This window comes from Erwinia sp. JH02 (assembly GCF_013074405.1).
In the GTDB taxonomy this organism is placed as follows: domain Bacteria; phylum Pseudomonadota; class Gammaproteobacteria; order Enterobacterales; family Enterobacteriaceae; genus Erwinia; species Erwinia rhapontici.
On sequence record NZ_JABANZ010000003.1, the window covers coordinates 140,927 to 161,658 of the forward strand.

Annotated in this window: 20 protein-coding genes; 11 read left to right on the forward strand and 9 right to left on the reverse strand. The window is 54.9% G+C overall.

Going from position 1 to position 20,732, the window contains the following annotated elements; translation table 11 throughout:
* Nucleotides 1-10: 10 nt before the first annotated feature.
* Both arsC and HHI26_RS09640 read right to left on the reverse strand, forming a co-directional pair.
* Complete coding sequence (arsC, locus tag HHI26_RS09635) at nt 11-364, reverse strand: arsenate reductase (glutaredoxin) (RefSeq protein WP_133845904.1); 354 nt, start codon at nt 362-364, stop codon at nt 11-13.
* An 18-nt stretch (nt 365-382) separates the two neighbouring features.
* The gene (locus HHI26_RS09640) at nt 383-1,846 is read right to left on the reverse strand and encodes a M48 family metallopeptidase (protein ID WP_133845905.1); all 1,464 of its coding nucleotides are present in this window, start codon (nt 1,844-1,846) and stop codon (nt 383-385) included.
* 673 nt (nt 1,847-2,519) lie between these two features.
* Here HHI26_RS09640 and HHI26_RS09645 point away from each other — a divergent pair.
* The 3 genes from HHI26_RS09645 (at nt 2,520) to HHI26_RS09655 (ending at nt 6,166) form a co-directional block, all read left to right on the forward strand.
* A complete protein-coding gene (locus tag HHI26_RS09645) occupies nt 2,520-3,122 on the forward strand; it encodes a DsrE family protein (RefSeq protein ID WP_133845906.1) in 603 nt (200 codons plus the stop codon).
* A gap of 296 nt (nt 3,123-3,418) precedes the next feature.
* Nucleotides 3,419-5,029, forward strand: a complete 1,611-nt coding sequence (locus HHI26_RS09650; protein WP_133845907.1) for a sensor domain-containing diguanylate cyclase — start codon at nt 3,419-3,421, stop codon at nt 5,027-5,029.
* An 81-nt stretch (nt 5,030-5,110) separates the two neighbouring features.
* Nucleotides 5,111-6,166 (forward strand): AI-2E family transporter, encoded by a 1,056-nt coding sequence (locus HHI26_RS09655; protein WP_171148982.1) that lies wholly within the window; start codon nt 5,111-5,113, stop codon nt 6,164-6,166.
* Between the two features lie 55 nt (nt 6,167-6,221).
* Here HHI26_RS09655 and bcp read toward each other — a convergent pair whose 3' ends face one another.
* Nucleotides 6,222-6,689 (reverse strand): thioredoxin-dependent thiol peroxidase, encoded by a 468-nt coding sequence (gene bcp, locus HHI26_RS09660; RefSeq protein WP_133845909.1) that lies wholly within the window; start codon nt 6,687-6,689, stop codon nt 6,222-6,224.
* Between the two features lie 83 nt (nt 6,690-6,772).
* Nucleotides 6,773-7,324, reverse strand: coding sequence for a glycine cleavage system transcriptional repressor (locus HHI26_RS09665; RefSeq protein ID WP_133845910.1), 552 nt, complete (start codon nt 7,322-7,324; stop codon nt 6,773-6,775).
* 143 nt (nt 7,325-7,467) lie between these two features.
* Here HHI26_RS09665 and dapA point away from each other — a divergent pair, with 143 nt between their 5' ends.
* From dapA to ypfH, 6 genes are all read left to right on the forward strand, one after another.
* Nucleotides 7,468-8,346, forward strand: coding sequence for a 4-hydroxy-tetrahydrodipicolinate synthase (gene dapA, locus HHI26_RS09670; RefSeq protein ID WP_133845911.1), 879 nt, complete (start codon nt 7,468-7,470; stop codon nt 8,344-8,346).
* Nucleotides 8,347-8,361: 15 nt separating this feature from the next.
* Nucleotides 8,362-9,390: an outer membrane protein assembly factor BamC gene (gene bamC / locus HHI26_RS09675; RefSeq protein WP_159336135.1), complete on the forward strand. Its 1,029-nt coding sequence runs from the start codon at nt 8,362-8,364 to the stop codon at nt 9,388-9,390.
* Nucleotides 9,391-9,551: 161 nt separating this feature from the next.
* On the forward strand, nt 9,552-10,265 hold the full coding sequence (gene purC, locus HHI26_RS09680) for a phosphoribosylaminoimidazolesuccinocarboxamide synthase (RefSeq protein WP_133845913.1): 714 nt from the start codon (nt 9,552-9,554) through the stop codon (nt 10,263-10,265).
* A 166-nt stretch (nt 10,266-10,431) separates the two neighbouring features.
* Nucleotides 10,432-11,292, forward strand: a complete 861-nt coding sequence (locus tag HHI26_RS09685) for a neutral zinc metallopeptidase (protein ID WP_133845914.1) — start codon at nt 10,432-10,434, stop codon at nt 11,290-11,292.
* 5 nt (nt 11,293-11,297) lie between these two features.
* The gene (locus HHI26_RS09690; protein WP_171148983.1) at nt 11,298-13,295 is read left to right on the forward strand and encodes a GNAT family N-acetyltransferase; all 1,998 of its coding nucleotides are present in this window, start codon (nt 11,298-11,300) and stop codon (nt 13,293-13,295) included.
* Between the two features lie 82 nt (nt 13,296-13,377).
* Nucleotides 13,378-14,064: an esterase gene (gene ypfH, locus HHI26_RS09695; protein WP_171148984.1), complete on the forward strand. Its 687-nt coding sequence runs from the start codon at nt 13,378-13,380 to the stop codon at nt 14,062-14,064.
* 98 nt (nt 14,065-14,162) lie between these two features.
* Here the strand turns inward: ypfH and HHI26_RS09700 are convergent, their stop codons facing one another.
* Genes HHI26_RS09700 through HHI26_RS09710 form a run of 3 tightly spaced genes read right to left on the reverse strand, consistent with a single transcriptional unit; the run spans nt 14,163 to nt 15,875 of the window.
* Nucleotides 14,163-14,351: a YpfN family protein gene (locus HHI26_RS09700; protein ID WP_062744795.1), complete on the reverse strand. Its 189-nt coding sequence runs from the start codon at nt 14,349-14,351 to the stop codon at nt 14,163-14,165.
* Nucleotides 14,352-14,361: 10 nt separating this feature from the next.
* Complete coding sequence (gene dapE, locus HHI26_RS09705; protein ID WP_133845916.1) at nt 14,362-15,489, reverse strand: succinyl-diaminopimelate desuccinylase; 1,128 nt, start codon at nt 15,487-15,489, stop codon at nt 14,362-14,364.
* A 2-nt stretch (nt 15,490-15,491) separates the two neighbouring features.
* On the reverse strand, nt 15,492-15,875 hold the full coding sequence (locus HHI26_RS09710; protein ID WP_133845917.1) for an ArsC family reductase: 384 nt from the start codon (nt 15,873-15,875) through the stop codon (nt 15,492-15,494).
* Nucleotides 15,876-16,130: 255 nt separating this feature from the next.
* Between HHI26_RS09710 and HHI26_RS09715 the strand changes: the two genes are divergently transcribed.
* Together HHI26_RS09715 and ypfM are read left to right on the forward strand one after the other, a co-directional pair.
* Entirely contained in the window at nt 16,131-16,325 is a 195-nt protein-coding gene (locus HHI26_RS09715) for a hypothetical protein (protein WP_133845918.1), read from the forward strand.
* Nucleotides 16,326-16,609: 284 nt separating this feature from the next.
* Nucleotides 16,610-16,669 (forward strand): protein YpfM, encoded by a 60-nt coding sequence (gene ypfM, locus HHI26_RS09720; protein WP_133845966.1) that lies wholly within the window; start codon nt 16,610-16,612, stop codon nt 16,667-16,669.
* 103 nt (nt 16,670-16,772) lie between these two features.
* On the opposite strand, the gene acrD is transcribed toward ypfM, so the two are convergent.
* The gene (gene acrD, locus HHI26_RS09725) at nt 16,773-19,886 is read right to left on the reverse strand and encodes a multidrug efflux RND transporter permease AcrD (RefSeq protein WP_171148985.1); all 3,114 of its coding nucleotides are present in this window, start codon (nt 19,884-19,886) and stop codon (nt 16,773-16,775) included.
* 203 nt (nt 19,887-20,089) lie between these two features.
* Nucleotides 20,090-20,731: a response regulator gene (locus HHI26_RS09730; protein WP_133845920.1), complete on the reverse strand. Its 642-nt coding sequence runs from the start codon at nt 20,729-20,731 to the stop codon at nt 20,090-20,092.
* Nucleotide 20,732 lies beyond the last annotated feature (1 nt).

The window sequence follows — 20,732 nt, forward strand, 5'->3', positions numbered from 1 at the left end:
GCTTTCTTCCTTAAAGAATCTCCAGCACCTGCTCCGGCGGTCTGCCGATGCGCGCTTTGCCTCCATTGGTAACAATCGGGCGTTCAATCAGCTTCGGCTCAGCGACCAGCGCGGCCAGTAACTGCGCTTCCGTTAACGTTAAATCGTCCAGACCCGCCGCTTTATACTGCGCTTCTTTAGTCCGCATCAACTGACGCGCGCTGGTGAATCCCAGCTGCTGCAACAGCGTTTTCAGCGTGGCGACATCGGGTGGGGTCTCCAGATAAAGGATGACCTCAGGCGTTATTCCCTGGCGGGTCAGCAGCGCGAGCGTTTCGCGGCTCTTGGAGCAGCGCGGGTTATGGTAAATCTGTACCTCTGACATGGCTATCCTCAGGATTCGTTATGATTTCTGGTACTGACGGAAACGCTCCTGCAAATGGCGCAGCTGGTCGATGCGTGCGTCATAACGTGCCTGCTTCAGGCTGCCCAGTTTTACGGCTGCACTGGCGCTGCTCAGGCTGCGGATGGCCTGATCGAGCTGGCCGCTTAACGCCAGACCTTCAGCTCGCGCCGCCTGTTCTTCATCTGTCAGCCTCTGATCCGCCGAGGCCTGAGCCAGCAAGTCCCAGCCGTTGGGGTCATCTTTGTTCGCCCATGTGTAGCGGTAGAGCACTTTGCTGGCATTGGCCGGTTGTTTGGCCTCCACATAGGCGTTGGCGAGGTTAATCTGCAATACCGGATTGTTGTTTACCCCTTTAACGGCCAGCAGACGGTTTATCGCCTGTTGAGGCTGCTTCAGCCCGATATCGATGTCGGTCATGATATCGAGATACCACAGATTATCCGGTTGCTTTGCCAGCAGTGGCGCAATAATAGTACGCGCCTCCGTAAACTTACTTTCCCCCAGCAGCAACACTGCTTTCCCGTATAGCGCGGCGGACTGTTCACGGCTGTTACCGTGCGCCAGGGTCGTCAGCAGATCGGTGCCCAACTGGTTCTGTCCGGTTGAGAACATCCCCAGCGCCCTGACTTTGGCCATGTAGTAATCCTGCGAGGACTGCACCACCACTGGCTTCATCTGATTGGCGCGGTTCCGCGCATCGGCCAGACGACTGTCAGGCAGTGGGTGCGTCAGCAGCATTTCCGGTGGTTTTGACGCAAAACGGGAGGCGTCCGCCAGCTTCTGCAAGAAGTTGGGCATCGCTTCCGGGTCAAAACCGGCGCGCTGCAGCACCTGAATGCCGATGCGGTCCGCTTCCTGTTCATTTTGCTGGGTAAAACTGATGATGCCCTGTTGAGCCCCTGCCAGCGTGCCGCTCAATGCCGCCATCCCCGCCTGCGGGCTGGCCATTGCAAGAAGAATGGATCCCAGCGCGCCGACCCAGGTCAGTGGCGCATTACGTTGCTGCTCTTCCATCGCGCGCGCCAGGTGACGCTGGGTCACGTGGGAGATTTCATGCGCCATAACGGAGGCCAGCTGGCTTTCATTATCGCTGTAGCGGAACAGGGCCGAATGCAGGACAACGTTGCCGCCAAAGAAAGCAAAGGCGTTAATTTCATCGTTACGGATCAGGTAAAAATGGAACGGGGTTTTTACCGACCAGGCGTGGGTCACCAGGCGCTGCCCTAACTGATTGATATATTGATTCAGCAGCGGGTCGTTGATGATAGGGGCACTGGCACGCAACTGGCGCACATAAAAATCGCCCATCGCCAGTTCCTGATTAATCGACAGTGTGCCGCCTGCGGTGGTACCGATATCCGGCAGATTATCGCTGATATCGGCATGTGCCGGAAGCAAGCTACCCGTCAGCAGTGTCACCACCAGCGAAGCCAGCAGGCTTTTCTTTAATCGGATGAACATACGTAAACCCTAACAAGGAAGTCCAGTTTTTTGACCGGCAACGTGCCGAAATGTTCTGCATGTACGTAGAAAAAGACGCACTAATTCCACATCTTAAACCACAGCCCGGGGCGAATGAAATGGCTAAAATAGTGACGTCTGCCGGTGCTCGTCAATTACGCACACGATGTTGCGGTAAAAAACTGAACAGGGCGGTGTGGGGGCGCTCCCCGACAGAGCAGGTGAATGTCGCTCTCATCGGCGCAATGGTTCGGCTTAAACTTAAAAGTTAGGTAAATTTAATCAGTTTTATTGATAGTGGCATGCTAATTGACCAGGTTTTTTCTTAAAAACGTCCCTGTCGTAGGAGAGGGCAGTGTAAGACGACATAAGCAAAATTATCATTGGCTGGGGGGCGGGTGAACAATGGCGAACCATTAAAAAGTATAAAGATATCCAGTCAGTTACGGTAATAACAATGATCTGACGGCGAGAGGGACCCGCGACTGTAGTTTGGTATGGACCTGCCTGATGACGGCTGTCTACGGGCATTGTTAGCTGATGCTACACAGTGACGTTCCGGCACTGTTTTAGAGGGGGACTATCCAGCCTGTATGATGAAAAACGCCGGTAAGCGTTTGTGATGAGGCTGTGTAATATCGCAGTCACAACGGTGTTTTGCGGAGAGTTCCTTATGCGTTCTGTGGTGTCTTATGTTCTGATTGCGGCTGTCGCGGGTTTTGTCGGGGCCAGTTTTACCAAAGCGCCTGAGCTTATCGACAAGATCAGCAATCGTGTTGCACCGGTCAGCGATCCTGAAGGGTTTTGGTCAACGCCCGCCATTGAAGGTTATGGGAAAATGCACTATGAGTCAGATGTTGCTTACAAACCCAACATCAATGACAGCAATAAAATTGTTTTCCAGATTACCCGCGCCGAAAACGCACCCCAGGACCCGAACCTGGGGCTGGAACGTGTGGCGCGTGTGGTGAATCTGTATGTGGCGTCCGGTGTTCCGACAGAAAAACTGAAGTTTGTGGTGTCAGTAACGGGGGAGGGTACGCCCGCCATGCTGAACAATGAGCAGTATCACCGGATTTATGGCATCGATAATCCTAACCTGAAACTGATTGGCGCCCTGCGTGCCAAAGGGGTAGATGTGTCCGTGTGCGATCAGTCTGTGGCCTTCCATCATTTCCAAAGCAACTGGATTGATCGGTCGGTTACCCATGCACTCTCTAGCCCAACAACCGTATCGACCCTTGAAAATCAAGGATATGCTTTCCTGTCGATGTAGACGGCTGTTCCGTGCGGGCCCTCGGCCCGCCTGGCCTCGATTTTCCTGTCCTTCGCTGCATTGCTGCGCCGCATGATTATCTCGCTTTAACCAAAATATTTATTGGCCCTGCGCGATTCAGAATATTCCCAAATCGGCTGAGAGGTGTACAATTGGCACGTGCTTTACCAGGGCATAACTCGCACTCAAAGACATACTCCGCATTTTTCACACCTGCCGTGTGAAGCCGATGGGGTATTAACGCGCATAATAAAATATAAGGCGCAGATGATGATGTTTCTCACGAAGGTGAGTCCATGTTGAGGCTATCGCGGCCAAAAACGGACTTGCGCACCCTTATTACGCTGCTGGCTGTCGCCAGTATCGTGATCACACTCGCTAATTCTCTGTACGCCAGCTGGCGTGTGCAGCGCGATGTGCTGATCGGTAACACACTGGAATCAAACCGGGTTTATGCCACCAAGCTGGCCTCCACTACCGAAGTGTTTTTCCAGTTGGCTGAGTCACAGCTCTCTTACAGCGCTAAAGTGCTGGGTAATGGCCTGGGTAACGATGCCACTCTGCAGGATGAAGTCGATCGCCTGCGCGAACAAACCAACAGTTTTAACTCCGTGGTGATTGTTGATGCCAACGGCTGGGTGCGCGCGATCTCGCCGGAGTCGTTGATGCTGAAAGGCATGCATCTCAGCTCCAGCGCGGCAAAACAGGCGCTCACAGAACGCAAGCCACTGGTCAGCCCGCCAACGATGTCTGCTGCCAATAATCTGCTGGTGTTTATCTCCTGGCCGATCTGGTCGAAAACCGGCAGCTACCTCGGCTATGTCGGCGGCTCTATTTACCTGAAGAAAAAAAGCATCCTTAACATTCTGCTGGGCGAGCAGTTCTATCGCGACGGTTCGTCATTGTATGTGATCGATGAAAAGAACCAGGTGTTATATCACCAGGATCGTCAGCTGATCGGGAAAACCATCGATCCGTTAATCGGTAACGAACAGCGTAAAAAATCCAGTAATGGCCATCAGCAGGTGACCGCCGAAAACGGTGATGCGATGCTGGCGGGCTATGCCAATGTACCGACGGCAGGCTGGACCATCGTGGCGCTTAAACCCACGGAGGCCACGCTGGCGCCGCTGAACAGCCTGTTGCTGAAAGTGCTGAAGCATTCGGTGCCGTTTGCTCTGCTGACGCTGATTATTGCGCTGATCCTTGCACAACGCATTGCACTGCCGCTATGGCAGCTGGCGCGCAAGGCCAGCCAGATGGATACGCAAAATGTCTCGAAAGAGATCAACAGCATCCGCTCCTGGTATTATGAGGCGTCACAGATCAAACGTGCGTTGCTGGTCGGGATTTCACTGATGCAGGATAAAATTGGCCGCCTGAAAAGTGAAGTACAGACTGACCCGATGACCAGCCTGCTCAACCGCCGTGGCCTGAATGCGGTACTGGACTATTTTCTGGCCACCACCCAGCCTTTTGCCGTGCTGGCACTGGATATCGACTACTTTAAACGGGTGAATGATACGTTCGGCCATGATGCAGGTGACACGGTGATCAAAACCGTGGCGCGTCAGCTGGAGCAAAGTGCCAGGCAGACCGATGTGATCTGCCGTAATGGCGGTGAAGAATTCCTGATGATCCTGCCGGGCGCCGATCGCGATGTGGCCATGATGATTGCTGAACGTGTGCGTAAGCGCATTGAAGCGCTGTCGCTGGATCCTGTCGGCCATATTACAATTTCAGTGGGTGTGGCTTTCTGGTCACCGGAAAGTGGCAATACCATGGATCAGACCTTCAAGCTGGCGGATGATGCGCTATATCAGGCAAAAAATGCCGGACGCAACCGGGTGATTGTCGCGAAAAATATCACTGAACCGCCTGCCGTTGTGCAGGTGCTGCCGCAGTAGTTTTTACGCCCGCTCTTGTTTTCACAAGGGCGGGCCGTATCAGGTACACTCTTCTTTATTCTTTTTCAGGCAAGGACTCCCATGCTGGAACTTCTTACGCAATGGTATCGTCGCCGTTTCAGCGATCCCCAGGCGATTGCGTTGCTGGTGATTTTAATCGCTGCATTTTGCATTTTGTTTTTCTTTAATGGCCTGCTGGCCCCGCTGTTAGTGGCGCTGGTACTGGCTTATCTGCTGGAGTGGCCAACGGTGCGGCTGGAGCGGCTTGGCTGCTCGCGCACCTGGGCGGTAACGCTGGTGCTGATTGTCTTTGCAACGCTGCTGCTGGTTCTGATGCTGGTGGTGGCCCCCGTGGCATGGCAGCAGGGCATTAATCTGACCCATGAGCTGCCCACCATGCTCACCCGCCTCTATCAGTTTGCCCTGCGTCTGCCGGAGCGTTTTCCTACGCTGATGGATGTGGGAATTATCGATATTGTGGTGGAAAACCTGCGCAGTCGCCTGAGTGGATTGGGTGACCAGGTGGTGAAATATTCTCTCGCCTCGCTGGTGGGGTTGATGACACTGGCGATCTATCTGGTGCTGGTACCGCTGATGGTGTTCTTTCTGCTAAAGGACAAAGAACAAATGCTGAATGCCATTCGGCGTGTGCTGCCACGTAACCGTGGCCTGGCCGGGCAGGTCTGGGTTGAGATGAACCAGCAGGTGTCTAACTACATTCGCGGTAAAGTGCTGGAGATGATCGTGGTCGGGGTGGTCAGCTGGCTGGGCTTCCTCGCGATTGGCATGAACTATGCGCTATTACTCGCGGTGCTGGTCGGTGTTTCCGTGCTGATCCCCTATATTGGTGCGATGGTGGTGACCATCCCGGTCGTGGGCGTTGGGCTGGGGCAGTGGGGATTGTCCGGTGACTTCTGGACCATGATGATGGTGTATCTGGTGATCCAGGCGCTGGATGGCAATATTCTGGTGCCTGTGCTGTTCTCAGAAGCCGTGAACCTGCATCCGCTGGTGATCATCCTGTCGGTGGTGATTTTTGGCGGGCTATGGGGATTCTGGGGCGTGTTCTTTGCCATCCCGCTGGCGACGCTGGTCAAAGCGGTCGTACATGCCTGGCCGGATGAGTTGGCCAAATAATCACGGGTTAAATCGTTACGGGTCGACCGGAAAAAGGCCGACCCGCACGTTCAAATCATGCTGACTTGAGGTAATCCATCACGATATCGTGGTGGTTGCTGGTTTTGAAATCATCAAAGACTTTCTCGACTTTACCATCCGCACCGATCAGGAAGCTGGTACGGTGAATCCCATCATAGGTTTTCCCCATAAAGGTTTTCTCGCCCCAGATACCAAACTGTTCAGAAACCTGGTGGTCTTCATCAGAGAGCAGGGTGAAGTTCAGCAGCTCTTTCTCAACGAAGCGCGACAGTTTTTCCGGCTTATCGGTGCTAATGCCTAAGACATCAACGCCAGCATTTTTCAGCTCATCCATGCTGTCACGCAGACCGCATGCCTGTACGGTGCAGCCTGGTGTCATCGCTTTCGGGTAGAAATAAACCAGAACGCGCTGTCCCTGGAAGTCGGCTAAATTTACTTGTTCGCCATCCTGATCGGGCAAGCTAAATTTCGGTGCGGTATCACCGGCTTTCAGTGGATTCATCACAACTCTCCGTTTTTATCATCATGCTATGGGGACATTCTATGGGTAAATGTGCGCACTTTCTCTCTCGCGGTTAGCCAGATTTACGCTCCGTGATGAGAAACCACCTTAATAGTGCCTTGAGCATTGAGTTCTGTACAGAGTCGGTTAAACGCTTGCTCAATAAATGAAGCATCCTGACTGGCCGGACTGTGGGCGGTTATCTGAATATAGAGCAGTGGAGGCTGATTTTCATCTGCTGGCTGCGTCCGTGAGACGAGCTCTGCAATATTCATCTGATGCGAATCAAACAGGTCGGTAAAGCGTTCAATGATATGCGGGGAGTCGGTCACATCCACCTGAACCCACACCGTGACGGGCATCGGAGGACGTGTGCTGGCGCTGGTGCGTTTCATCACGATCAGCAATTCCAGTTCGGCTCCTTTTAATGGCAGAGTGGATTCAATCAGGGTGATGGCATTCCAGCTACCGGATAACAGCATGATAAAGGTGAATTCGTCGCCCAGCATAGCAAGCCGGCTATCTTCAATGTTACATCCGCAACTGCTGACATGACGGGTGATGGCATTGACGATCCCTGGGCGGTCTACCCCAAGGGCAGTGATAACCAAATGGTGTTGCGATGACTGTGGCAAAATCAAGCTTCCTGTCCAAATACTAATAACTATAAGGTAAACATAAAAAAAACTGCTGACAAGCGCTTGAGCCGCCCTGCGCGCTTGCTTTTACTGCTCGTACAAACGTACCATGAAGCACTTGTTTGTCGAGGGGATGGCTAATGTTCACGGGAAGTATTGTTGCACTCGTTACGCCGATGGATGACAAAGGTAATGTCTGCCGTGCGAGTCTGAAAAAACTGATTGATTACCATATTGCCAGCGGCACCGCGGCAATTGTTTCTGTAGGAACGACAGGCGAATCTGCCACCCTCAGCCATGATGAACATGGTGATGTGGTGATGCTGACGCTGGAGCTGGCAGATGGCCGTATTCCGATTATTGCCGGGACCGGTGCAAATGCCACGGCTGAAGGCGTCTCTCTGACCAAACGTTTCGAAAACTCCGGCGTTGTCGGTTGCCTGACCGTCACCCCTTATTACAACCGTCCTACTCAGGAAGGGTTGTATCAGCATTTCAAAACCATCGCAGAAAGCACCGCTCTTCCGCAGATGTTATATAACGTACCGTCACGTACCGGCACCGATTTGCTGCCGGAAACCGTCGGTCGGCTGGCCAAAATTAAAAATATTATCGGAATCAAAGAGGCCACCGGGAACTTATCGCGGGTAAGTCAGATCCAAGAGCGTGTAAATGAAGATTTTGTGCTGGTGAGCGGCGATGACGCCACCTCGCTGGACTTTATGCACCTGGGCGGGCACGGCGTTATTTCCGTCACGGCAAACATTGCCGCACGTGAAATGGTTGAACTCTGTGCTCTGGCACAGCAGGGCAACTTTGCTGAAGCACGCCTTCTGAACCAGCGCCTGATGCACCTGCATCAGAAACTGTTTGTTGAACCGAATCCTATCCCGGTGAAATGGGCTGCGAAACGATTAGGATTAATAGCAACCGATACGCTGCGTCTGCCTATGACGCCGCTGACCGATGCCGGTCGTCCGGTTGTTGAGCAGGCACTGAAAAACGCTGGCCTGCTTTAAATTTAGGGAGAATTAATGGCTTACTCAGTACAAAAGTCCACGGTAGCGAAAGTGGTGGGACTGTCGTTGGTGATGCTGCTTGCAGCATGTTCTAACGACCAACGTTACAAGCGTCAGGTGAGCGGTGACGAATCCTACCTGCAGGCAGCCGATCTTAGCGATCTGCGCGCACCTGCTGGCATGATCCTGCCGCTGCAAAATGGCGACTTTGACATACCAAACGTCAGCAGCAAAGGGCAGGTGGGTAAGCAGTTGGATATTCGTCCACCAGCCCAGACGCTGGCGCTGATGAACGGTACGCGTAGCCAGTTTGCCGGCAATACCGGTACGCTGCTGGTCGATACCCGTAGTGCACTCTGGCCGCAGGTTGTTGATGTGGTGCAGGCTGCCAAGTTCCCGATCGCTGACCGTCAGGATGCTCGTCAGTCGCTGACCACCGATTGGGTCCAGTGGAACCGTGCTGATGAAGACAACCAGTATCGTGGTCGTTATCAGTTAAGCGTTCAGCAGCAGGGCGGTCAGCAGGCGCTGACAGTGAAACTGATGGAGTTGCAGCAGGAGGACAAAGTCGTCACGTCCCCGGTGCAGATCCAGCGTTACACTGCGCAGATGTTGAACGAGATCAGCACCGGTCTGGATAAGATTGAAACTGGCCGTGAAGATGCCGCCGCCAGCCGCAGCCCAACGCAGATTGATGTGCAGAGTGGGGCGGATGATACCGGCCTGCCTAACCTGATCCTGCGTGCGCCATTCAACGTTGTCTGGCAGCGTCTGCCAGCGACCCTGAACCGCATGGGTATGGAAGTCACGGATAACAACCGTTCACAGGGTAGCCTGAACGTGACGTACAAAGCGCCGGGTAGCAGCACCTTTGATGAACTGGGTGCCAAAGATCCTGAACTGAAAAATGGTGACTACAAACTTCAGGTCGGTGACCTGGATAACCGTAGTAGTCTGCAGTTCCTTGATCCGAAGGGTCATCCGCTCACCCAGTCGCAGAATGATGCGCTGGTGGCGGTGTTCCAGGCCGCATTCAGCAAGTAAGCCAGGAAGGCCAGAGATTCTCTGGCCTTTTTTATTTGGTATTACGTAAACGATTGCTTCGGTTTTTTACCCGCGGAACATATAATTCCGCCAGGCAAAATTTTAACGGGACGGCACCGCCGCCCTGATAGTGTCACTTATATCGTTTGGAGTTAAACAAGATGCAGAAAAAAGCTGAGTTGTATCGCGGCAAAGCGAAAACCGTTTACAGCACCGAAAACCCGGATCTGTTGGTACTCGAATTCCGTAACGATACGTCAGCGCTGGACGGTGAGCGTATCGAACAGTTTGACCGTAAAGGAATGATTAACAACAAGTTCAATTATTTCATTATGACAAAACTGCAGGAAGCCGGGATCCCAACACAGATGGAAGCCCTGCTCTCTGATAACGAAGCGCTGGTGAAGAAGCTGGATATGGTGCCGGTGGAATGCGTAGTGCGTAACCGTGCGGCCGGATCTCTGGTAAAACGTCTGGGCGTGGAAGAGGGCCTGGTGCTCAATCCACCGTTGTTTGACCTGTTCCTGAAAGACGATGCTAAACATGACCCGATGGTCAACGAGTCTTACTGTGAGACCTTCGGCTGGGTCAACAGAGAAAATCTGGCCCGTATGCGTGAGCTGACCTACAAAGCGAACGACGTTCTGACTAAGCTGTTCTCGGATGCCGGTCTGATCCTCGTCGACTTCAAGCTGGAGTTTGGTCTGTTCAAAGGCGAAGTGGTGCTGGGCGATGAGTTCTCCCCGGACGGAGCGCGTCTGTGGGATAAGGAAACCCTGAACAAGATGGACAAAGATCGCTACCGCCAGAGTCTGGGTGGCCTGATCGAAGCATACGAAGAAGTGGCGAATCGTCTGGGTGTGAAGCTGGACTGATTGCCGGGCGCGGTTGATCCGCCCCATCACACTGCATTATGGAAAGGTCAGGCTTGCCTGGCCTTTTTTGTTATATCCTTTCTACCCCCCGCGTTTTCTGGTGTTCCCCGCTGCGTCAGACTAAAATCGACTGATATGTTGTTGTGATGATCACGAGGGAAAATCTATGCGCTGGCAAGGGCGTCGCGAAAGCGACAATGTGGAAGATCGCCGTAACGAATCCGGGACGGTTGGCGGTGGGCGTATACGTATTCCCCGTGGCAAAGGGGGCATTGTTCTGCTGATTCTGGTGGCGATCGCCAGCTACTATGGCTACGATCTGACGCCATTGCTGACCGGGGACACCACCTCGATGTCACAAACGACTCAGCAGCAGCGTCGGGTCACGCCGAAAGAAGATGAAGCGGCACAGTTCACCCGTACCGTTTTTGCCCTGACGGAAGATACCTGGCAGAAGCTGTTCCAGCGAATGAATAAGACCTGGCAGCCGCCCACGCTGGTGATGTACCGCGGCCAGACCTCAACCGCCTGCGGCAGCGGACAGTCGGCAATGGGGCCGTTCTACTGCCCGGCAGACAGTAAAGTGTATATCGACCTCTCCTTCTATGACGAAATGACCAACAAACTGGGTGCGGGTGGAGAATTTGCTCAGGGCTATGTTATCGCTCATGAAGTGGGCCACCATGTGCAGCACCTGTTGGGTATTGATAAAAACGTTCGCCAGTTGCAACAGAACGCCGGACGCGCCGAAGTGAATCAGCTGTCAGTGAAAATGGAATTGCAGGCCGACTGTTTTGCCGGCGTCTGGGGCCACTATATGCAGCAGGAAAATATCCTGGAAACCGGTGACCTTGAGTCGGCGCTCAATGCTGCCCAGGCCATTGGTGATGACCGCCTGCAACAGCGCAGCCAGGGGAGAGTGGTGCCGGACAGCTTTACGCACGGCACTTCGCAGCAGCGTTACACCTGGTTTAAGAAAGGTTTCGACAGCGGCAATCCTGGCCAGTGTAATACCTTTGCGGGTTAACGCGGGTGCATGATCTGATAACGGCAACGGCTCAGATTGAACGACAGGGCTGGCGCCGTCTGCTGGTGATCAGCGGTGAGCCTGCGTGGTGCACACAGCAGGCCGCTGATGTGATGGCACAATTGCCCGGCGACTGGTTGTGGGCGGGGAAACCCGAGGGCACCGGGCTTTTCTGTGAGCCACAGGCCATCCGCACGCTGCTGGGGCGGGAGTTCCACCATGCCGTGTTTGATGCCCGTGACGGCTTTCATGCTGAGGCTTTTGCCGCGCTGGCGGGTACCCTGCGTGCCGGCAGCTGGCTGCTGCTGCTGGTCCCCGAATGGGACGGCTGGGCGCAGTGCCCGGATGTCGACTCACTGCGCTGGAGTGAGGGAGACACGCCCTGTGCCAGCACGCACTTTGTGCATCATGTTCAACAGTCGATACTGGCCGACCCGCGCGTTGTGCTGTGGCGTCAGCCTTTTCCCCAAACGCTTTCCCCTGTTGCTATCCAGCCCGACTGGCAGGTGGATCATCGCGCGCAGCAGAACATTCTCACCGAGCTTCTCAATGCCACCCCCGGGATTTATGCGCTGACCGCTGCCCGCGGGCGTGGAAAATCTGCACTGGCGGGAATGCTGGCGGCTCACTGGCCAGGACGTTGTCGGGTGACCGCGCCTGGCCGGGTGTCGACGGATGTGCTGGCGCAGTTTGCCGGAGAACGCTTCCAGTTTGTGGCACCAGACCGGCTGCTGGCAGAAGCAGAACAGTGTGTACCCGGCGTTGACTGGTTGCTGATTGACGAGGCTGCCGCCATTCCGGCACCGCTGTTGCAGCGGCTGGTGACATTATTCCCCCGGGTGCTGCTGACCACCACCGTGCAGGGCTACGAGGGCACCGGGCGTGGCTTTATGCTGAAGTTCTGCGCCTCACTGCCCGCGGTGACGCACTACCAGCTTGATGAGCCGCTGCGCTGGGCGGCTAACGATCCTCTGGAGCAGATTGTCGCCGGGATGCTGCTGTTCGAGGATGGCAGCGCTGAGCCACAGCAGGGAGCCATTCACTACAGCGCGCTGGAGCAGGATGACTGGTTGCGGCAGCCGGCCCGCATGACGGCGATCTATCAACTGCTGACCAGCGCCCACTATCGCACTTCGCCGCTGGACCTGCGCCGCATGATGGATGCACCGGGTATGCATTTTCTGGTGGCCACGCAGGCAGAGAACGTGCAGGGCGCGCTATGGCTGGTCGATGAAGGCGGATTATCAGCGGAGCTGGCGGCGGCGGTATGGGCAGGTAAACGGCGTCCGCGCGGTAATCTTGTTGCTCAGTCGCTGGCGGCCCACGGGGGGTCACTGGTTGCGCCGCAGCTACGTTCACGGCGTATCAGCCGCATTGCCGTCTCACCGCTGCTGCGCGGACGCGGTATCGGACAGCAGCTGATCGCCCATGCGCTTGAGCATGCCCAGGGGCTGGACTATCTCTCGGTCAGCTTTGGCTTTACCGAACCGCTGTGGCGTTTCTGGCAGCGCTGTGGTTTTAAGCTGGTGCGCATCGGTAGCCAGCGTGAAGCCAGCAGCGGGTGTTATGCGGCGATGGCTGTGCTGCCGCTTAGTTCTGCGGGGCAGCGCCTGACCGCTGGTCTGGTTCAGCAGCTGGCGCGGGACGGTTACTGGCTGCGTCAGCAGGTCGATGGGCAGGACCTGCCGCTGGCAGACCACAAGGATCTGATGCTGACGGAAGATGACTGGCAGGCGTTGTGCGGTTTCGCCTGGGCACAGCGGCCCTTTGAGGCCAGTTTTGCTGCGCTGGGGCGTCTGGTCAGCCAGCATGTCGGTACACTGCCGCTTCTGCATGCTGCGCTGCTGGAGGGGCAGTCAGCGGCCGACATTTGCGCGCGATTCACTCTGAGCGGACGTAAAGCATTGCTGGTGGCGTGGCGACAGGAGGTACAGCAGGCACTGATCGGGCTGGATGCCTCCCGGGCGCAACAGTGCGAGCAGTGGATCAACTCGTTGCAATAAATCCAACATCATCGTCAAAAATACGCCATTTTCATTATCGCTGAGGGGCGTATGATCGTCTTATCGCATTAAGGAGATCCTGATGAAATATGACCATGTTGTCGTCCATAACCCCTCGTTACCCCCGAGCCAACTGTTTTTGCTGTATCACGCTGCGGGCGATAATCCGGTCGCCATGAGTGAAATTGGCCGCTGGTTTACCGGCGCATTTCCCCGTGCGTTGGTGGTGAGCATCGGCGGACCGGAGCAGAATGCGGAAGGGGGATTCCAGTGGTTTGATCCCTCTGCGGCCGAACCCCAGCAGGCGGTGGCGGAGGTGATGGACGGGTTTATCGCCAGCGTTCGCCACTGGCAGCAGCAAAGCGGTGTCAAGGCAGACGCAACGGCGCTGGTTGGCTTTTCTCAGGGGGCGACGATGGTGCTGGAAGCGGTGAAGTCACAGAGCGGGCTGGCTGGGCGGGTGGTGGCGTTTAGCGGCCGCTATGTCACGTTGCCGCAGCAGGCGGGCACACGCACCACCATCCATCTGATCCACGGCGATAATGATACTGTGCTGCCGTTGACCCATGCGCTGGACGCCGAGGAACGGTTAACAGCGCTGGGGGGCGATGTCACCCTGGATATTGTTGATGATCTTCCCCATGCCATTGATGACCGCGCGATGCAGTTTGCGCTCGACCGCCTGCAATTTACCGTGCCGCGTCGCTACTTTGATGAAGCGTTTAGCGGCAGTAAACCGGGCGATGAGGATGTTGTGGCGTTGATGTGATGCGGGGGATCGGGGCGGACCGCAAAAGAAAGTCCGCCCCTGCAATGAACGCACCAGGGCCGATCATCTGTTTCGATCGGCCTTTGTGTTTCATGGTGCTATTTCTTTTTCGGCCAGTCGTCTTCGTCATCCCACTTATCGTTGAAATCACGATGCGGAGGCAGTTCGGGTTTGTTGTCGAGAAACTTTTTGTGATCGATACGCTTCAGGTCTTTGTAGACGTTCATCAGAATACCAATCATCAGCAGGATCACCAGGATCCACCAGTAATGTTTTATAAATTCCATCATCTCACCTTTATGCGATCAGCTGTTCCATGATCCGCTGGTACATGCGGCTAAGGAGCTGCAGGTCGGCGGCTTTGACGCACTCATTGATTTTATGAATGGTGGCATTCACCGGGCCGAGTTCCACAACCTGTGCGCCCATACGGGCAATAAAGCGTCCGTCAGAGGTGCCGCCAGTGGTTAACAGTTGCGGCTTGATCTCATTATAGTGCTCAACCGCGTTGACCACCGCATCCACCAGTTTCCCGCGTGATGTCAGGAAAGGTTGCCCGGAGAGTGTCCACTCAATGCTGTAACGCAACTGGTGGCGGTCGAGCAGCTCCTGCACTTTCTGCTGAATCAGTACATCGGTCAGCTCGGTACTGAAACGGAAATTGAACTGCACAAAACAGTCGCCGGGAATGACATTGTTGCTCCCGGTGCCGGCCTGGACGTTGGCAATCTGCATACTGGTCGGCGGGAAGAATTCATTACCGCGATCCCACTCGGTAGCGACCAGCTCGTTCAGCGCAGGCATCGCCCGATGTATCGGGTTATCAGCCAGGTGCGGATAGGCCACATGGCCCTGAACGCCGTGGATAGTCAGATTGGCGGTAATCGAGCCGCGACGACCGTTTTTGACCACATCGCCGACCACTTCGGTGCTGGAGGGTTCGCCTACCAGGCAGTAGTCCATGCGTTCGTTGCGCGCCATCAGCGCTTCCACCACCTTAACGGTGCCATGAGTCCCGCTGGCCTCTTCATCGGAAGTGATCAAGAAAGCCAGACGCCCTTTATGATTCGGGTGTGCTGTGACAAAGCGTTCAGCGGCAACGGTCATCGCGGCCAGCGACCCTTTCATATCGGCCGCGCCACGACCAAACAGCATGCCGTCGCGGATCGTCGGTTCAAACGGGGGATTGATCCACAGATTTGCATCGCCGGTGGGCACCACGTCAGTGTGGCCGGCAAACGCCAGTGTTTCGCCTTCGCCGCGCCATGCCCAGAAGTTCAGCGTGTCGCCCATATTCATCGGTTCGATAGTGAAACCCAGCGCCTGGAGACGGGCAATCAGAATCGCCTGGCAACCCGCATCGTCAGGGCTGAGGGAAGGGCGACGAATAAGCTGCTGCGTCAGCTCAATGACCGGACAGTGCATAATTATGACTTCTCCTGGATAAACGGCGTATAGGTGGTTTCACTAAAGCCCAGCAGCATAGAGCCGTCTGGCGCACAGAGCAACGGGCGTTTAATGATTGCAGGCTGTGCCAGCATCAACTTCAGCGCAGTTGCTGGATTATCCACCGCATTACGCTCCGACTCTTCCAGTTTCCGCCAGGTAGTGCCCCGGGTATTGAGCAGCGCCTGCCAGCCGAGCGTATCGATAAAGCGCTGGAGCAAAGCGGCATCCAGCCCGTCTGCGCGGTAGTCATGGAACTGATAGTCCACGCCCTGGCTTTCCAGGTATTTACGGGCTTTTTTGATGGTGTCGCAGTTTTTAATGCCGTACATCGTTAAGGTGTTTTTTGCGGTGTTGTCTGTCATGAAAAAAGGGTTCCTGTGCCAGTGAATACGCGCCTGGCATACAGTCTACAGCGGATGGCACCAACAGGCAGCCCTTAGGGTGAGGAAAGACGGTGACATCTGAAGAACGTTTGATGCGCAGTCAGTAAAAGTCAGACTTCTGTACCCTTCTGTTTTTTGTGGGATTCATCTATATTCGGGAGAGCTCAACGTAGCATTATTGCTATGAGCACCGTTTACCAGGGCAGAAGGCCCGCGATCGAGAGGAGGGGAGCGATGAACTACATGAAAGAGTCTGCCGCACATACGGTGGAAGAAACCCAGTCGACCATTGTGCTGAAGCGTAAAAAGAAAACCCGCTGTGAAGAGTTTGCACATGTTGTTGACGCGGTGATGCGTGAACATCCCGATGCCAAAACGCATATCGACAGCGAAAGCGGCGGTTATGACAAAGTGATCATTCTCAAGTAATGATGCATCCGGCCCCGCCAGGGGTCGATGTTTTACCTTTCTGGCAACGATCGTGACAGGTGACATCCTCCGGCAGTGGATTTTTTGGGTCAACAGCGCAAAAGCCTATTCTGTGCTACTGCTAATAATTTCCTGCGAAATCATTACCCGCGAACTGTGCGTTGCCACACAAATTCATCACGCGCCCTTTAAAGGGTTTCCGCCGATAGCAGCAATTGTGATCCCCGTCTTTCTTTTGCTTAGGAATACTCTTAAAATAAACCTACAAAATAAGAGAGGATATTATGATTGATTTAGAACTGGGGAACTGGAAAGACTTTATCGAATCAATGTTACGTAAGTAATGAATTTGAGAAAAGAAAAGCACGGCGACTGCATCAAAATGCTTTACCTTCAGTTACCAAAATTATAAAAGGCAGCCCTTCACCGGCTGCCTTTTTGCTTTAGTTACTGAGGCTTATCTTTCAACGGGAAACGCCGACGGACCAGCACAAAGAACAGCGGGACGAAGAATATCGCCAGCACGGTAGCCGAGATCATCCCGCCCATTACCCCGGTTCCCACCGCATGCTGGCTGCTGGAACCCGCACCATTGCTGATCACCATCGGCAACACACCGAAGATAAAGGCCAGAGAGGTCATCAGAATCGGCCGCAGACGCTGGCGCGAGGCTTCCAGTGTGGCTTCGACCAGGTCGCGCCCGCGCGTATTAATCTCATTGGCAAACTCGACAATCAGAATGGCATTCTTCGCAGACAGACCAATGACCGTCAGTAAACCGACCTGGAAGTAAACATCGTTTTCCAGCCCGCGCAACCAGGTAGCGACCAGCGCTCCGATCACACCGAGTGGCACCACCAGCATCACCGAGAACGGGATCGACCAGCTCTCGTATAACGCGGCCAGACAAAGGAATACCACCAGTAACGACAGCGCGTACAGGGCAGGTGCCTGAGCACCGGTCATTCGCTCCTGAAGCGATGCCCCGGTCCACTGCAAACCAATCCCGGTGGGCAGTTGGCTGACCAGCTTCTCCATCACATCCATTGCAGCCCCGTTACTGACGCCCGCGGCGGATTCACCCACAATCTCGACCGCAGAATAACCGTTGTAACGTTCCAGACGTGGGGATCCACTCTCCCAGTGTGAGCGGGCAAATGCGGTAAAGGGCACCATCTGGTCGCTGCTGTTGCGCACATACCATTTACTGATGTCGTCTGGCAGCATACGGAATTTTGCATCGGCCTGAACATAGACCTTTTTCACACGCCCACGGTCGAGGAAGTCATTCACATAGGTTGAGCCCCAGCCCGTTTGCAGCGTGGCATTAATATCATCAAGCGATACGCCCAGCGCCTGGGCTTTACGCTGGTCAATATCAATACGCAGCTGCGGGCTGTCATCCAGACCGTTGTGGCGTACCCGGGTCAGCTGCGGGTTTTTCTGTGTCATCTCCAGCAGCGTATTACGCGCGTTCATCAGAGCGTTATGGCCCAGTCCTGCGTGATCCTGCAACTCCATATCAAACCCGGCGGAGTTACCCAGGCCGGTGATCGCTGGCGGGCTGCTGGCGATCACTTTTGCCTCGTTGATTTTTTCGAAGGCTTTGGTGGCGCGTTCGATAATGGCGAAGGCGGTGTTGTGGCTGTCGGTACGATCCTGCCAGTCTTTCAGTCGCACAAACATACGCGCCACGTTTTGCCCGTTACCGCCCGGCCCGGCACCGACGGTGGCAAACACCGACAGCACGTTGTCTTTCTCTTCTGTCAGATAGTATTTTTCCACCTTCTCCACCACTTTCATGGTCTGTTGCAGGGTGGAACCTGGCGGCAGCTGGACCTGAGTGGTGAAGATGCCGCGATCTTCCAGCGGCAGGAATGACGTCGGCAGGCGGAGAAACAGGAAGGCCATAATGCCAATCAGCGCCAGATAGAGCAGCAGCCAGCGGCCGCCTTTGGCGAGAATTTTCCCCACGCCACGCTCGTAGCGATCGGCGCTACGGTTGAACATGCGGTTAAACCAGCCAAAGAAACCGCGCCGCCCGTGATGATGGCCCTTCGCCAGCGGTTTAAGCAGTGTGGCGCAGAGGGCCGGGGTGAGGATCATTGCCACCAGCACCGACAGCACCATGGCGGATACAATGGTCACCGAGAATTGACGATAGATCGCACCGGTGGTGCCGCCAAAGAACGCCATCGGAATAAATACCGCCGACAGTACCAGGGCAATACCGACCAGCGCTCCCTGTATCTGCCCCATCGATTTACGCGTGGCTTCCCGCGGGGATAACCCCTCTTCACTCATTATTCGTTCGACGTTTTCCACCACCACGATGGCATCATCCACCAGCAGGCCGATGGCCAGCACCATCGCAAACATCGTCAGGGTATTAATGCTGTAGCCAAAGGTGTAAAGCACGCCGAAGGTGCCCAGCAAGACCACCGGAACGGCAATCGTCGGGATCAGCGTGGCACGGAAATTTTGCAGGAACAGGTACATGACAAGGAAGACCAGCAGCACCGCTTCAAACAGCGTTTTCACCACATCCTCGATGGAGGCTTTTACAAACGGCGTGGTTTCATAGGCAATTTCGGCTTTGAGTCCGTGCGGGAAGTAGTGTGAGAGTTCGTCAAGACGGGCGCGTACCAGCGTATCCGTTTGCAGCTCGTTGGCACCGGATGCCAGCTTGATCCCCAGCCCTGAAGCTGCCATGCCGTTATAGCGGCTGAGGTAGTCATATTTCTCTGCGCCCAGTTCAATCTGCGCCACGTCACCCAGCGTGACGACTGAGCCATCCGGGTTGACCTTCAGCGTAATAGCGCGGAACTGTTCCGGTGTCTGCAACAGCGACTGGGAGTTAATGGTGGCATTCAGTGCCTGGCGGTCAACCGAGGGTAGCCCACCGAGCTGGCCCACAGCGACCTGACTGTTTTGCGATTCGATGGCGCTGACGACATCGCCCGTGGTCATGGCATAGTTAATCAGTTTGTCAGGATCGAGCCAGATGCGCATCGCATATTGTGAACCGTAAGCATCCACCTGGCCCACACCGTCAATACGGCTGAGAGGATCCTGAATATTACTGGCTACATAGTCAGAAATATCCTGCTTATCCATGCTGCCGTCGGTGGAGACGAAAGCCACCATCAGAATATTGGTGTCGCCGGTTTTATTGACCGTCACCCCCTGAGACTGGACATCCTGCGGCAGTTTACGCAGCGCGGTCTGAAGCTGATTTTGCACCTGCTGGCGTGCTTCGTCAGGGTTGGTCCCGGCTTCGAAGGTCAGCGTGATGGTTGCCTGGCCGGTATTGCTGCTCTGCGACGACATGTACATCAGGTTATCGATGCCCGTCATGTTCTGCTCAATCACCTGGGTCACAGTGTTTTCAAGTGTTTCAGCAGAGGCACCAGGATAGTTCGCGGTGATACGGACGTTGGGGGGAGCCAGGTCAGGATATTGTTCAATCGGCAGGGAAACAATCGCCAGCCCACCCGTCAGGCACATAAGGATCGCCAGTACCCAGGCAAATATCGGGCGGTCGATAAAGAAATTCGCCATCTCAAGCTCCGCAGCATGTTGTCTGAAAAAAGAAGAAAAGAATGCCTGTGTTCCCTGCGGCGTTTGAGAGTTCAGTGCGGAGCAAATTTCTCTAATTATTCAACGCGCTCCGGCAGTGAATCACTTTACTCGCGGTTGCGCGAACAATCGTGGAGAAATTGAGGAGAATATGTAAATTATCGTGCTGATACGACGCGTTTTCGTTACAGACTGGCGTGATGCGACGCCAGCCATAGCACGGTAGCCGCTACCCTGGAGCGTACATTCAGTTTGCGCGTGACGTTGCGCAGATGCACTTTGACCGTTTGATCTGAAATCTCCAGCTTCTCTGCCACCTCTTTATTGGAAAGACCCAAAGCCACCGCTTTCATCACATCCCGTTCACGGATTGTCAGGTTGATGAACGGATCGGCCTTCCCGTTATCGTTGTGACGCAATGCCTCTAAAGGTGCACTGAAGGCGGTGCCACCTTTAGCGGCCAAAATAATGTGATGCAGTAACGTTTCCGGTTCGCTGTCTTTCAGGAGATAACCATTGACGCCCGCCTCCAGCAGGGCGGAAATGTCGCGGCGATGGTCAGAGACGGTCAGCACGACGACGCGGGAAAGAATATTCTCGGCTCTCAGTGCATGCAGTGTTTCCAGCCCGGATAAGCCCTTCATATTCAGGTCTAACAGGATTAACGCCGGGTGCAGTTCCCGCGCGCTGATCAGTGCGTCTTCACCGTTGCTGGCTTCAGCCACGATGTCAAAATGGGGTTCCAGTGCCAGTAGCTGGCGAATGCCCTGGCGCATCAACGGGTGATCGTCAACAATCATCACACTGATTTTTTTGTGCTCTTCCATG